Raw genomic sequence first — 13810 nt, 5'->3', positions numbered from 1 at the left:
AGAAAAAAAATGACAAAATTAGGAATAAACGGATTTGGAAGAATTGGAAGAATTGTATTTAGAGCAACCTTAAAGCGTGATAATGTAGATGTAGTTGCCATCAATGACCTTTTAGATGTAAATCACTTAGCATATTTGTTAGAATACGATTCTGTTCACGGAAGATTTGACGGAACTATTGAAGTAAAAGATGGACATTTAGTAGTAGACGGAAAAACAATTCGTGTAACAGCGGAAAGAGATCCTAAAAATTTAAAATGGGATGAAGCTGGAGTAGATGTCGTTGCAGAATGTACAGGAATTTTTACTACGTTAGAAACGGCTGATTATCACATTCAAGCGGGCGCTAAAAAAGTAGTGATTTCTGCACCTTCTAAAGATGCACCAATGTTTGTAATGGGCGTAAACGATCACGAAGTAAAAGCAAGTGACAATATTGTATCAAATGCTTCTTGTACAACCAACTGTTTGGCACCTGTAGCAAAAGTATTAGACGATAACTTCGGAATTGATGAAGCGTTAATGACAACGATTCACGCAGCAACTTCTACACAATACACCGTTGATTCTCCATCAAAGAAAAACTACCGTTTAGGCCGTTCTGCAATGAACAATATCATTCCAACATCAACAGGAGCTGCAAAAGCTGTTGGAAAAGTAATTCCTAAACTCAACGGAAAACTAACAGGAATGGCATTCCGTGTACCAACGGTAGATGTATCTGTTGTAGATTTAACTGTAAGACTTCAAAAAGAAACGTCCTACGAAGAAATTAAAAAAGCATTCAAAGCAGCATCAGAAGGTGCTATGAACGGAGTGCTTGGATATACTGACGAAGCTGTAGTTTCACAAGATTTCGTAAGTGATGCGCGCACCAGTATCTTTGATGCAGAAGCAGGAATTGAGCTAAGTCCAAAATTCTACAAAATTATTTCTTGGTACGATAACGAATTTGGATATTCAAACAAATTAGTAGATTTAGCAGTACTCGTACACAACTTATAAAAAGTATAAAACAACATAAGCACAATTGATATTTTTGTCCTCAATTGTGCTTATTTTAGTTGTATACTTCCCGTAAAACATTCCTAAAAATTGGGAATTTATTTTATATTACACCATGATTTTATTAGTAGACAGTGGCTCCACAAAATGTGATTGGATTGCAGTGGACAAAGATGGAAATCAATTATTAGACAAGCTTCGTACTAAGGGACTTAATCCTGCGATTCTTTCTGAAAAGAAACTTAAAAAAACCATTAAAAAGAGCAAAGAACTGATGTCGCATCGCCATACAGTGACACATGTGTTTTTTTATGGTGCAGGTTGTGGAACGGAAAATCCACGTTTATTATTAAAAGGTGTGTTGGAACAAATTTTTTCAAATGCCCTTGTCGATGTCAATGAAGATACGCTTGCCGCTGTCTACGCGACGGTCAATCATAAGGCAGAAGCCGCGGTGGTTTGTATTCAAGGAACGGGTTCTAACTGTAGTTATTACGATGGTTCAACATTGCATCAGCGTGTCAACTCGTTAGGATATACATTGATGGATGATGCCAGTGGAAATTACTATGGAAAACAACTCATTCGTGATTATTACTTCAATAAAATGCCACATGTAATTCGTGTACCCTTTGAAGAAAGATTCAATCTTGACAGCGATTATATCAAATACAATTTATACAAGCAACCCAATCCGAACGCGTATTTAGCAAGTTTTGCAGAATTCATGTTTTTACACAAAGATTCTGAATATGTGGTAAATTTGATCAAAAGCGGATTTAGAGAATTTGCAAAAAATATGATCATGCAGTTTGAAGAAGAACTCAAAACAGTTCCTGTACATTTTGCAGGTTCTATTGCCTTTTTCTCGAAAGATGAAATTAAAGAAGTCGCTGAAGAATTCGGTTTCAAGGTTGGAAACTTTACCAGAAGACCTATTGAAGGTTTGGTAGCGTTTCACACCAATGAATTGAAAGAAAGCTAAAAATAGTATCACATACTAAAAAAATGTCTACACAGTTTTAGAAACTCTGTAGACATTTTTTGTATGTTAAATTATGGACATTGACTGTCGCAATATGTCAAGCAGTTGCTGTTTCTACAACTAAAAGATGCACACGGCGGATTGAATGATCTTCCTCCACCAACAATAGTTTGTTGCGCTAAAGAAGAAACAGATTCTTTTGTAAATTTCAAAGCGGTCAATTTTCTTTTTTTCATGATATAATATTTAGGATTTATAATTCTTTTAAATTATAAAAATGATCAGAAATCACACTACGGGATTGCCTTATTTAACGAATATTGAAGTTGAAAAGTTTATAAGTTTAGGAGTTTATGTTTTGAAAGAATATGTAGAAAAATAATTTCCTAATTCCTACGAAAACACTCTATTTTCCTGTTCCGAAACCTGAATAAAGGTAGTTCGTTTGGTCAATTCTTTTAAGCGAGAAGCACCAACATACGTACACGTACTGCGAATGCCGCCTAAAATATCGTGAACGGTCTCTGAAACGTGTCCCTTCAAGGGAATTTCCACGGTTTTTCCTTCGGAAGCTCTATAATTAGCTACGCCGCCCACATATTTTTCCATCGCGGTTGCAGAACTCATTCCATAAAACTGCTTGAATTTTTGTCCGTCGCGCTCAATCAATTCGCCACCGCTTTCATAATGTCCAGAAAGCATTCCGCCAAGCATGACAAAATCTGCACCAGCGCCAAACGCTTTCGAAATATCACCAGGAGTTTTACAACCGCCATCTGAAATAATATGTCCGCCCAACCCATGCGCTGCGTCAGCACATTCAATAATGGCAGAAAGTTGTGGATAGCCAACACCAGTTTTAACACGCGTGGTACACACCGAACCTGGACCAATACCTACTTTGACAATATCTGCACCTGATAAAATCAATTCTTCTACCATTTCGCCTGTAACAACGTTTCCAGCAATAATCACTTTATCAGGAAATTGTGATCGCGTTTGCTTTACAAAATCCACAAAATGCTGTGAATATCCATTGGCAACATCAATACAGATAAATTTCAGTTGTGGATGAATGGTGAAAATAGCGCGTAACTTTTCGTTATCTGTTTCGCTAATTCCAGTACTAACAGCAATTTTAGGAATCACTGTGTTCGGAACGGTATTGATAAATGCATTCCAATCTTGAATGGTATAATGTTTATGAACTGCGGTAAACAATTGTTTGGAAGCTAAGGCTTTTGCCATTTCAAAAGTTCCTACCGTATCCATATTGGCAGCCATAATGGGAATGCCTGTCCATTCGTACGAATTGTGTAAAAAGGTAAATGTCCGCTCCAACGATACTTGCGAACGACTTTTTAACGTAGAACGTTTTGGACGAATCATTACATCTTTAAAACCGAGTTTGAGACCACTTTCAATGCGCATAATAGTTGGTAATTGGTTGCAACTAAATGTAGAAATTTATCTTTACAAATAATAGTTTCTGCGCAATGATTTTTTAGAAAGTTTATGAACAAAGTGAGGTTGCTATTTATAAGCACGCATTCCAAACAGGATCGTTGGGTAAAGGAGCAATAATTTCTAAAAGTTCTTTTTTTACAGGATGTGTAAAAACGAGTTTTCTAGCATGTAAATGAATACTCGCATCTTTATTACTCCGATCAAAACCGTATTTTAAATCGCCTTTAATCTTGCAGCCAATTGCCGAAAGTTGCGCTCTTATTTGATGATGTCTCCCAGTGTGCAACGCAATTTCAAGCAATACATACCGATCTAATTTTTTCTTGACAGTATAGTCTAAAATTGCCTCTTTACTTCCTGCAACTTCTTTTGCGAATGCAGTCGATTTATTATTTTTCGGATTCTTACGAAGCCAATGTGTTAAGGTATCTTGAGATATTGGCGGCATTTTGTTGACGATTGCCCAATAGGTTTTCTTAGCTTTTTTTTCTGCAAACAATTTGTTGAGTCGCGGCAATGCTTTGGAAGTTCGCGCAAATACAATAATTCCTGTAGTTGGTCTGTCCAACCGATGTACCACACCTAAAAATACATTGCCAGTTTTGTTGTATTTATCTGCAATATATTCCTTAACAACCTCACTCAACGGTTTGTCACCTGTTTTATCACCTTGTACAATATCACCTGCACGCTTGTTGACAATAATGATATGATTGTCTTCGTAGAGTACTTGGAGATTTTTTTTTGTGGAGATAGTTTTCAAGGGAACTTAAATTTTATGAAATTGAAAGACTGGGAAAGTTATAGGTTTCATAGTACTTCTCGATACTAATTTGTTTCATTTCGATTACGCTCAATGTGACACAAATTCACTCGAAGTGACGTGAAGATTCATAACAAAAAATATATTTTAAATGTTGAATGCTAAATTTTAAATGAATTTTTTTTTCAAACAACAAACAACAAACAACAAACAACAAATCTAATATTGCTCTTTATCATTCGGAAAATCAACCGATTTTACATCCGCGGCATATTGCTCAAAGGCTTTGGTCATTTCTTCATACATATTCAAATAACGACGTAAAAATCGCGGATTGAACTCATGTGTCATTCCCAACATATCGTGTGTCACTAACACTTGTCCATCCACACCATTTCCAGCTCCAATTCCGATAACGGGAATTGAAATACTAGCAGCTACTTCTTTCGCCAATTTGGCAGGAACTTTTTCTAAAACAATAGCAAAACAACCTGTTTTTTCAAGCATTTTGGCATCTTCTTTTAATTGTTCTGCTTCTTCTTCTTCTTTGGCGCGAACAGTATATGTTCCAAATTTATAAATAGATTGTGGGGTCAATCCTAAATGTCCCATCACAGGAATTCCTGCATTTAAAATACGTTTGATAGATTCTTTAATTTCTTTTCCACCTTCAACCTTTACGGCATGTCCACCAGATTCTTTCATGATTCTGATAGCAGAACGCAATGCTTCTTTCGGATCTGATTGGTAACTTCCAAAAGGAATATCAACCACCACCAAGGCTCTTTTTACTGCTCTAATGACTGAAGAAGCATGGTAAATCATTTGATCGAGTGTTATTGGAAGCGTCGTTTCATGTCCAGCCATGACATTACTGGCAGAATCACCCACGAGAATCACATCTATTCCAGCACCATCTACAATTTTTGCCATGGTATAATCATAAGCGGTCAACATGGAAATTTTTTCTCCATTGCTTTTCATTTCCACTAGTGATTTTACGGTCACTCTTTTGTATTGTTTCTTTGCGATTGACATATAATTGGTTTTCTATGGTTGTAAAAATAAGAATAAAATATAGAAGTGATTTAAACTTTTTTCACTCTTTACGATTCTTTCAAAAATGACCATTCGTCACAGGTTTTGCTTGGAATAAATTCTGTGAGTTCATACGTTGCCAAGTCGTGAATTTTAAACGGATCTTTAGCTAATACTGCTTCTAATTGCTTTTTATCTTTAAGTGTTGATAAAATAATTCCGCCCGTTCTTGGCACTTTTCTACCAGAAGCCTGAAAATTACCCAATTCATATTGTAAATTCAAATATGCAATATGATCTTCTAAATGTACTTCTACAGTTGCTATCGGAACTTTATAGGTGAGTGATATAATGTACATGTTTTTGGATATTATTTTTTAATCGGAATCCAAACCGCTTCCTGCGAATCTTCACTATTTGGAATATAGTTGTCTCCTAATACTTCAAAATGTGGTCTGTTGTCTAGTTCATATCCCGAAGTGGGCAACCATGTATATAAAATGTATTGAAACGCTTTTCCGAAATTCTGTGGCAAACCTGTATAGATAAAAACGGCATACAAACCACTTTCTAGCGTAAAGCTTTCCATTCCATCAGGAATTGTTTCAAAATCAGTCACTTCGGTTAACGCATATTTTGTAAATGTTGTTTGCGGATTAAAATTTTCAAAATACAAATCGTCATACACTAGAAGTGAATATAAATTGGTTCCGACCGAATTTTCAATACTTTTTCGCTGTTGCATAAAGCTTTTCCAAAGTATCGGAGTTGTATTTTGAACTAAGGACATTCTCATAGATTTCCCCACGAGTTTTTTCTGCGGAAGCGTTTGTATAACAGGTTTTTCTATCATTTTTTTAAGATTGAATACACATTATTTATACTCTTCTGCCTTTATTTCAAGATCTAAAATAAGTTCTGCTTGCTCATTAAAATAATTGTAGCCCAAGGTGATATTATTTCGGCTAAAAGCATTCATGTCAGGATTGCTTTTTAGTTCTGTAATAATTGCACCTTTCATGGTTTTGCGCATCATCTCAGTATTGGATTTGGCAAAAGTTGTTGCACCTTTTATGGTATAGTAATATTCAAATTTCTTTTTTCCAGTCAAGGCTACACTGTCCAAACGTGTGTATTCATCGATCACAGTAGGAGTTTCAGCGTTCATTTCGTTGACTACTTTTTTCATTTCAGTTGTAACATCTCCGAAAAAGCAAGATTTTAAGCCAAAAGAAACCAATCCGAAGACGATTGCACCCACGATAAAACCAATAATTTTTCCTTGTTTGTTTTTTTCTTGTGAACTCATAAAGTATAGCTTTTAGTATTATGGCTAAAAGTAGGTAAATTGTAAGTTTTTTTAATGATTTCGTATTAAAATCTTAAAACTATGATAAATCTGTATCGTTTTTTATTTTTTTAAATTATTTTTCTGAAAAATTAACCCACGATGAAACCATATATATTCTTTCTAATTTTAATGGCCAGCTTTCACTTGAATGCCCAAACAGATGAGGAAACTGCCGCAAAACAAGCTGTCATCGATTTTTTTGAAGGCTTTCATCAAAAAGATTCGCTTCGTATGCAACAAGTTGTGCATAAAGATCTGGTGCTACAAACTACATTTACAAACAAAGATGGGAAAGCGCAATTGCGCACGCAAGATGCTTCAGGTTTTATAAAAGCGGTTGTCAGCAGAGCAGAAAGTCCAACGTGGACAGAAAAGATTCTTTCGTATAACGTTCAAGTTGATGGCACAATGGCAAATGTGTGGACTCCGTACGAATTTTGGCTCGATGGTAAATTTTTGCATTGTGGCGTCAATTCGTTTCAACTTTTCAAAGACGACGGACAGTGGAAAATTATCTATTTAATTGATACGCGACGTAAAAAAGGTTGTCAAGAATAGATTTTGGATCGGCTTCGCCTTTTAGAATCTTCGCTGCTAGAATCTAGATCGCTTTCACTTTCAGATGATTAGATTTTTTATCATGTTAGATTTTGAATGTTGAATTATTATTTACACTTATAAAAGAAATAGTTCTAATTGGACATAACTTACTCTTTGAAACTCTATACGTCACTTCGAGTGAAATTTTAGTATAAAATTTTGTATCAAGAAGTACTTCGATACGAAAAAAAAGAATTACTTATCGCTGTGAAAAATATGTCAATCAAGTTTTAAACAAAAACCCAAATAATATATGAAAAAATCTAAAAGTGCGAAAGCACGGTCTAACATCTAACAGCGTTAGCGGTCTAAAAGCGAAGCGCGTCTCTTTTTTTAGGTATTTGGTGTTGGGTATTGGTCAAGTTCTAAGAATCTGTGGAAATTCTAAGAGAAATGCTAAAAATGAAGCCACTCATGAGACTCCTTTCTTCGCGGGAACACTTCTAAAAGTGCGAAAGCACGGTCTAACATCTAACAGCGTTAGCGATCTAAACCCAAAGTTTCTAAAGTCGAACTTTTTGATAGAGAATTTAAAAACGATTAGCTTATTTTATGAAAAATCCAAATAACACATACAAATATGAAACAAACAGATTGCCACGAATTTTTCTGAAATTTTTGCACAGACGTATCGAACATGTCTAAAATCTAGTAGCAAAGCGATCTAATATCTAATAGCGATAGCGGTCTAAAAATCTAACAGCAAAGCGAGTCTAACTCAACAATCTGCCAAATTCACACCAACCGCCAATCCGCCTTCGGAAGTTTCTTTATATTTAGAATTCATATCTTTGGCAGTTTCCCACATGGTATGAATCACTTTATCAATAGGAACTTTGGTGTCTTTCGGGTCGGTTTCCATGGCTAGTTCTGCTGCATTAATCGCTTTTATCGCGCCCATGGAATTTCGTTCAATACATGGAACTTGTACCAAGCCACCAATAGGATCGCAGGTCATTCCCAAATGATGTTCCATGGCAATTTCAGCAGCAATCATTACTTGTTCTGGAGAACCGCCATACAATTCTGTCAATGCACCAGCCGCCATTGCCGAAGAAACTCCAATTTCTGCTTGACAACCGCCCATAGCCGCAGAAATGGTAGCTCCTTTTTTGAAAATACTGCCAATTTCACCTGCCACTAATAAAAAACGTTTGATATGACTAAAATCTGCTTCATGATTTTCAATCACCATATAATACATCAAAACCGCAGGAATGACGCCTGCACTTCCGTTAGTTGGTGCTGTGACGACGCGACCTAATGAAGCATTTACTTCATTTACAGCTAAGGCAAAGCAGCTTACCCATTTAAAAATTTGGCGAAACTTTACTTCGGTATTTCGAATCGTTTTCAACCAAGTTTCTGGAGAATCATACACTAAATCTCCTTTTAATTTTTGGTGAATATTATAAGCGCGTCGCTTTACATTCAATCCGCCAGGTAATATGCCATCGGTATGACAGCCAACATACATACATTCCAACATAGTTTTCCACACGCGTTTCAATTCGGCATCAATCTCTTCAGGGAAGCGAAGTAAGGTTTCATTTAATAAAACAATTTCGGAAATCTTTTTTTGTTCTGTCTCGCAGAAATCGAGCAAATCGGTTGCTTTATTAATTGGAAATGGAAAAATACGAATCGGATGATCCGTATCTGCATGCGTTTCGTGTTCTTTCACCACAAATCCGCCGCCAATAGAATAAAAAGTAGACGAATGTACTTTATGATCTACAATTGCATGAAAAGTGATGCCATTTGGATGAAACGGTAAAAATTCACTATTAAAAATGATGTCTTTACTTGGGGAAAAAGGAATTTCTTTCTCTTGATTAAAAGATAAAATGTGTTCTTTAGAAATAAGATCGACAATCGTTGGAATACGTTCCGTAGGAATTGTTTCAGGATCAGCGCCATACAATCCAAGTAAGACTGCCAAATCGGTAGCATGACCTTTCCCTGTTAAAGACAGCGAGCCAAATAAATCTACTTTGATAGAGGTAACTGCATTAAAAAGTTCAGCAGTTTTCAATTCTTTGATCCAACTTTCGGCAGCACGCCAAGGTCCTAATGTATGCGAACTCGATGGTCCCACACCGATTTTAAGCATATCAAAAACACTAATGTATTCCATAATTAAATCTAATTATACCAATTTGATTATAAAATGCGACTTTAGAGACGAAGTTGCTTTGGTATCATAGGACGCAGTGAATGCTTTACATAGCCGTAGCTACGGAACGTATTCGCAAGGAACTAGGATAGTAAATGAACGAGTTTATAGGTTGCATTTTATGGTTAAATTGGTATTACTTCTGTGCGGTAAATATACTTGTAAAGTTTGAAATTTTGTGAAGATTAACACTTTTTTCAAACGTTTTCGTAAAATAATATATAGTCTTGTAAGTTACTAGAGTTTTCTGTAGATAAACTACCAATTTGACAGCAATTCATTTTGGCAAAAAAAGAAAAATTTAAAAAGTGTTTTTGGCTTACTCTTTCATACGTTTCATAACCCACGTATGAGGTGCAGTCACCGCAAATAAAATTAAAAAGAGAACTGTTTTAAAAAGTTGTGAATCCAATGCATAATACGCAATCACCAACCCCGAAATGCTTAGTATCCAATAAAATAGGGCAGCTTTAAAATATTTGGTGACAGATCGCTTGTTTTGTGTGCCGAATAAAAAACGAATTTGATCCGCAATAGAAGGAATGCTGTGCCAAAACACAAAATATACTGCAAAGCCAAAAATTAGCGAACCTGTTTTAAAGACTAAGAACAATACAAACAAATACAATAGTTCTTTAAAATAATTGAACTTAATTGATACCTTTTTAAAATGTGCATATACAGGAAGCAACAACAACAATACAGATAAAGAAATAAGTATGTATTGAACCAATGGCAACGAAATTTCAGTGTCTGTCAAACCAGAAAAAATAATATTGACATCCGCGATGTTTTCATGAAACAATAATGAAAAAATAAACAAACCATATATAGTATACACTATCCCTTTCAATATGCCGAAATCTGCAATTTTTTTCTCCAAATGTTGCTCTCCAAAATGATAGGCACTTAAAATAATAAATGCGAGCATGGCAATAAATGGAAAAATCCAATACGTTAGCATGCAAAAAAGAATGATCATTAAGTAGATAAAAAGTGATTTCCCAAAATTATGCTTCTTAATTTTATTTTTTTGGAGAATATTCAAATCGTTGGCTCCATGAATAATTCCCAAGCTCAAAACAAAAATATACGCGATGGTATCTTCAATTACTTCTCCAAACTGAATACTAATCCAAAATAGGAAAAATGTAATAATGATCATAAAATCTTGATAATCTATCTTAAAAACCTGCTTCATATTGTCAAATTTACAATTTTTTTTAATTTGTTTACTTTTTTTTTGTAAAAGTTAAACAAAAATTTGTTATTTTTGTCAAGTGTTTGATACAAGTTATTAGACAAAAACCAAAAATCATTTATTAATTAATTAATCAATATAGTTATGAATTATTTATTAAACTTACCGTTTGTTGCTAAAATGGCACCGGACGACTATGTAGGATTTACATTTTTTGTAGGATGTATGGCTATGATGGCTGCATCTGCTTTCTTTTTCTTATCAATGAATAGTTTTGATAAGAAATGGCGTACTTCAATCCTAGTTTCAGGATTGATTACATTTATTGCAGCTGTACACTATTGGTACATGCGTGACTACTGGGCAGCAAACATGGAATCTCCAACGTTCTTCCGTTATGTTGACTGGGTATTAACCGTACCATTAATGTGTGTTGAATTCTACTTAATTTTAAAAGTAGCAGGCGCTAAGAAATCATTAATGTGGAAATTAATTTTCTTATCTGTAGTAATGTTAGTAACAGGATACTTAGGAGAAGCTGTATACAGAGATCAAGCACAAATTTGGGGTCTTATTTCAGGTATCGCATACTTTGTGATTGTATACGAAATTTGGCTTGGAAGTGCGAAGAAATTGGCAGTGGAAGCTGGTGGTTACATCTTAAAAGCACACAAAACCTTATGTTGGTTTGTATTAGTAGGTTGGGCAATTTACCCAATTGGATACATGGCAGGAACGCCAGGTTGGTACGATGGAATCTTCGGAGGATTTTCATTAGACGTAGTATACAACATTGGTGATGCTATCAACAAAATCGGTTTCGGTTTAGTAATTTATAGCTTAGCTGTAAGTATGTCAGCTAAGAAAGAAGCATAAACATTACTTGGAAATCATTAGTACATAAAAAAGTCTCGAATTTCGTTTTTGAAATTTGAGACTTTTTCTTTTTATCAAGAATGCATAGTATTTCATTTGGAATATTTTCTACAATTTATGACAACCTGTCATTTCTTTTTGCCATAATTCCGTATCAATCTGACAAAATATAGCTATTTGCCAGTTGGCACAGTCATTGACTTATTACAAACAAATTAGAAAAGCAAACAAGTAAAATTAAAGTATAACACAACACAATAGATAAAAGTTTAAAAAAAGTTATGAGTAAAATTATTGGAATCGATTTAGGAACTACCAACTCATGTGTTTCTGTAATGGAAGGAAACGAGCCAGTAGTAATTGCAAATGCTGAGGGAAGACGTACAACTCCTTCTGTGATTGCTTTTGTGGACGGTGGAGAAATTAAAGTTGGAGATCCTGCAAAAAGACAAGCAGTTACAAATCCTACAAAAACTGTGTATTCAATTAAACGTTTTATGGGGAATAAATTTTCAGAATCTTCAAGAGAAGCTGGACGTGTTCCTTATAAAGTAGTAAAAGGTGACAACGATACACCAAGAGTTGATATCGACGGTCGCTTATATACACCACAAGAATTATCAGCAATGATTCTTCAGAAAATGAAGAAAACTGCCGAAGAATTCTTAGGACAAGATGTAACGGAAGCCGTAGTGACCGTTCCTGCATACTTTAACGATGCACAACGTCAAGCAACAAAAGAAGCTGGTGAAATTGCAGGTTTAAAAGTAAGAAGAATTATCAATGAGCCAACGGCAGCTGCCTTAGCTTATGGATTAGATAAAAAAGGACAAGATCAAAAAATTGCTGTTTTTGACTTTGGAGGTGGAACACACGATGTTTCTATCTTAGAATTAGGAGACGGTGTTTTTGAAGTATTGGCTACAGATGGAGATACACACTTAGGTGGAGATGATGTAGATGAAAAAATCATCAATTGGTTGGCAGACGAGTTCAACAAAGATGAAGGAATGGATTTGCGCAAAGATGCCATGGCATTACAACGTTTAAAAGAAGCAGCTGAAAAAGCGAAGATTGAATTGTCTAGCTCAACAGCTACTGAAATCAACTTGCCATACATTACGGCTACTGCAAGTGGACCAAAACACTTGGTACGTTCATTATCAAGAGCAAAATTTGAACAATTAATTGACGATTTAGTTAAAAGAACCATCGAACCTTGCCAAACAGCACTTAAAAATGCAGGTTTATCTACAGGTGATATTGACGAAATTATTTTAGTTGGTGGATCAACACGTATTCCAGCAGTACAAGAAGCTGTGGAAAAATTCTTCGGTAAAAAACCAAGTAAAGGTGTAAATCCTGATGAGGTTGTTGCCGTAGGTGCAGCAATTCAAGGTGGAGTATTAACAGGAGATGTAAAAGACGTATTATTATTAGACGTTACACCACTTTCTTTAGGAATTGAAACCATGGGGAATGTGATGACAAAGTTGATTGACGCAAACACGACAATTCCAACGAAAAAATCGCAAGTATTCTCAACGGCAGCAGACAATCAGCCATCTGTGGAAATTCATGTATTACAAGGTGAGCGTCCAATGGCAGCAGATAACAAAACAATTGGTCGTTTTCACTTAGATGGAATTCCACCAGCACAAAGAGGTGTTCCTCAAATTGAAGTAACTTTCGATATTGATGCAAACGGAATTATCAATGTTTCTGCAAAAGACAAAGGAACAAACAAAGAACAAAACATTCGTATCGAAGCTTCTTCAGGATTGACAGAAGAAGAAATCGAGAAAATGAAACGTGAAGCGGAAGCAAATGCAGAAGCAGATCAAAAAGCAAAAGAAACGGCTGACAAATTGAACAGTGCTGATTCTATGATTTTCCAAACTGAAAAGCAATTAAGCGAATTTGGTGATAAATTATCTGATGATAAGAAAAAGCCAATCGAAGATGCTTTGGAAGAATTGAAGAAAGCGTATGAAACCAAAGACATCGCTGTAATTGATCCTGCTTTAGAGAAAATCAACGAAGCTTGGAAAGTAGCAAGCGAAGAAATGTACAAAGCGCAAGCAGAAGCACAACAAGGCGGAGCCGCCGGACCAGAAGCATCAGCACCAACTGGAGATGATGATAGTAAAGATGGAGAAGATGTGCAAGACGTAGACTTCGAAGAAGTCAAGTAGCCTGTCTTGAGCGGAGTCGAACAGATAGACTTCGAAGAAGTCAAGTAGCCTGTCTTGAGCGGAGTCTAAAAGATGGATTTTGAAGAAGTGAAATAATCACTTTTTATAACTATATTGATTAGAAAAGCAGTTTTTAGGAATTCCTAAAAACTG

The 13810-nt window shown here is 35.5% G+C and carries 14 protein-coding genes; 5 read left to right on the top strand and 9 right to left on the bottom strand.

The genetic code is table 11. From position 1 onward, the window contains the following. Window positions 1-9 precede the first annotated feature (9 nt). Both gap and KORDIASMS9_RS20220 read left to right on the top strand, forming a co-directional pair. Complete coding sequence (gene gap, locus KORDIASMS9_RS20225; RefSeq protein WP_114904597.1) at window positions 10-1005, top strand: type I glyceraldehyde-3-phosphate dehydrogenase; 996 nt, start codon at window positions 10-12, stop codon at window positions 1003-1005. A gap of 115 nt (window positions 1006-1120) precedes the next feature. Continuing rightward, window positions 1121-1990: an N-acetylglucosamine kinase gene (locus KORDIASMS9_RS20220; RefSeq protein WP_114904596.1), complete on the top strand. Its 870-nt coding sequence runs from the start codon at window positions 1121-1123 to the stop codon at window positions 1988-1990. Window positions 1991-2061: 71 nt separating this feature from the next. On the opposite strand, the gene KORDIASMS9_RS23490 is transcribed toward KORDIASMS9_RS20220, so the two are convergent. From KORDIASMS9_RS23490 to KORDIASMS9_RS20190, 7 genes are all read right to left on the bottom strand, one after another. Next, on the bottom strand, window positions 2062-2226 hold the full coding sequence (locus KORDIASMS9_RS23490) for a hypothetical protein (protein WP_162820081.1): 165 nt from the start codon (window positions 2224-2226) through the stop codon (window positions 2062-2064). Between the two features lie 157 nt (window positions 2227-2383). Next, a complete protein-coding gene (locus KORDIASMS9_RS20215; RefSeq protein ID WP_114904595.1) occupies window positions 2384-3421 on the bottom strand; it encodes a GMP reductase in 1038 nt (345 codons plus the stop codon). A 106-nt stretch (window positions 3422-3527) separates the two neighbouring features. After that, window positions 3528-4220 carry an RluA family pseudouridine synthase gene (locus tag KORDIASMS9_RS20210; protein ID WP_114904594.1) on the bottom strand — a complete coding sequence of 231 codons (693 nt, stop codon included), beginning with the start codon at window positions 4218-4220 and terminating at the stop codon, window positions 3528-3530. A 219-nt stretch (window positions 4221-4439) separates the two neighbouring features. Then, the gene (gene panB / locus KORDIASMS9_RS20205; RefSeq protein ID WP_114904593.1) at window positions 4440-5258 is read right to left on the bottom strand and encodes a 3-methyl-2-oxobutanoate hydroxymethyltransferase; all 819 of its coding nucleotides are present in this window, start codon (window positions 5256-5258) and stop codon (window positions 4440-4442) included. Between the two features lie 68 nt (window positions 5259-5326). Continuing rightward, window positions 5327-5617, bottom strand: a complete 291-nt coding sequence (locus KORDIASMS9_RS20200; RefSeq protein WP_114904592.1) for a YciI family protein — start codon at window positions 5615-5617, stop codon at window positions 5327-5329. 11 nt (window positions 5618-5628) lie between these two features. Continuing rightward, entirely contained in the window at window positions 5629-6111 is a 483-nt protein-coding gene (locus KORDIASMS9_RS20195; protein ID WP_114904591.1) for a GyrI-like domain-containing protein, read from the bottom strand. A 21-nt stretch (window positions 6112-6132) separates the two neighbouring features. After that, window positions 6133-6567, bottom strand: coding sequence for a hypothetical protein (locus tag KORDIASMS9_RS20190; RefSeq protein WP_114904590.1), 435 nt, complete (start codon window positions 6565-6567; stop codon window positions 6133-6135). A gap of 141 nt (window positions 6568-6708) precedes the next feature. On the opposite strand from KORDIASMS9_RS20190, the gene KORDIASMS9_RS20185 reads away from it, so the two are divergent. Then, window positions 6709-7167: a nuclear transport factor 2 family protein gene (locus KORDIASMS9_RS20185; protein ID WP_114904589.1), complete on the top strand. Its 459-nt coding sequence runs from the start codon at window positions 6709-6711 to the stop codon at window positions 7165-7167. A 760-nt stretch (window positions 7168-7927) separates the two neighbouring features. Here the strand turns inward: KORDIASMS9_RS20185 and KORDIASMS9_RS20175 are convergent. Continuing rightward, complete coding sequence (locus KORDIASMS9_RS20175; RefSeq protein ID WP_114904587.1) at window positions 7928-9346, bottom strand: L-serine ammonia-lyase; 1419 nt, start codon at window positions 9344-9346, stop codon at window positions 7928-7930. A 358-nt stretch (window positions 9347-9704) separates the two neighbouring features. After that, the gene (locus tag KORDIASMS9_RS20170) at window positions 9705-10586 is read right to left on the bottom strand and encodes a Brp/Blh family beta-carotene 15,15'-dioxygenase (RefSeq protein ID WP_114904586.1); all 882 of its coding nucleotides are present in this window, start codon (window positions 10584-10586) and stop codon (window positions 9705-9707) included. 144 nt (window positions 10587-10730) lie between these two features. Between KORDIASMS9_RS20170 and KORDIASMS9_RS20165 the strand changes: the two genes are divergently transcribed. Both KORDIASMS9_RS20165 and dnaK read left to right on the top strand, forming a co-directional pair. After that, a complete protein-coding gene (locus KORDIASMS9_RS20165) occupies window positions 10731-11462 on the top strand; it encodes a bacteriorhodopsin-like (protein ID WP_114904585.1) in 732 nt (243 codons plus the stop codon). Between the two features lie 281 nt (window positions 11463-11743). Continuing rightward, window positions 11744-13657, top strand: coding sequence for a molecular chaperone DnaK (gene dnaK / locus KORDIASMS9_RS20160; RefSeq protein ID WP_114904584.1), 1914 nt, complete (start codon window positions 11744-11746; stop codon window positions 13655-13657). The last annotated feature ends 153 nt before the right edge of the window (window positions 13658-13810 follow it).

Origin of the sequence: Kordia sp. SMS9, from assembly GCF_003352465.1 — a bacterium.
GTDB lineage: Bacteria > Bacteroidota > Bacteroidia > Flavobacteriales > Flavobacteriaceae > Kordia.
This window is presented reverse-complemented; position numbering and strand designations above follow the sequence as displayed.

Coding starts and splice junctions, on each gene's coding strand:
- gap (WP_114904597.1), top strand. CDS start 10: ATGACAAAATTAGGAATAAACGGATTTGGAAGAATTGGAAGAATTGTA.
- KORDIASMS9_RS20220 (WP_114904596.1), top strand. CDS start 1,121: ATGATTTTATTAGTAGACAGTGGCTCCACAAAATGTGATTGGATTGCA.
- KORDIASMS9_RS23490 (WP_162820081.1), bottom strand. CDS start 2,226: ATGAAAAAAAGAAAATTGACCGCTTTGAAATTTACAAAAGAATCTGTT.
- KORDIASMS9_RS20215 (WP_114904595.1), bottom strand. CDS start 3,421: ATGCGCATTGAAAGTGGTCTCAAACTCGGTTTTAAAGATGTAATGATT.
- panB (WP_114904593.1), bottom strand. CDS start 5,258: ATGTCAATCGCAAAGAAACAATACAAAAGAGTGACCGTAAAATCACTA.
- KORDIASMS9_RS20200 (WP_114904592.1), bottom strand. CDS start 5,617: ATGTACATTATATCACTCACCTATAAAGTTCCGATAGCAACTGTAGAA.
- KORDIASMS9_RS20195 (WP_114904591.1), bottom strand. CDS start 6,111: ATGATAGAAAAACCTGTTATACAAACGCTTCCGCAGAAAAAACTCGTG.
- KORDIASMS9_RS20190 (WP_114904590.1), bottom strand. CDS start 6,567: ATGAGTTCACAAGAAAAAAACAAACAAGGAAAAATTATTGGTTTTATC.
- KORDIASMS9_RS20185 (WP_114904589.1), top strand. CDS start 6,709: ATGAAACCATATATATTCTTTCTAATTTTAATGGCCAGCTTTCACTTG.
- KORDIASMS9_RS20175 (WP_114904587.1), bottom strand. CDS start 9,346: ATGGAATACATTAGTGTTTTTGATATGCTTAAAATCGGTGTGGGACCA.
- KORDIASMS9_RS20170 (WP_114904586.1), bottom strand. CDS start 10,586: ATGAAGCAGGTTTTTAAGATAGATTATCAAGATTTTATGATCATTATT.
- KORDIASMS9_RS20165 (WP_114904585.1), top strand. CDS start 10,731: ATGAATTATTTATTAAACTTACCGTTTGTTGCTAAAATGGCACCGGAC.
- dnaK (WP_114904584.1), top strand. CDS start 11,744: ATGAGTAAAATTATTGGAATCGATTTAGGAACTACCAACTCATGTGTT.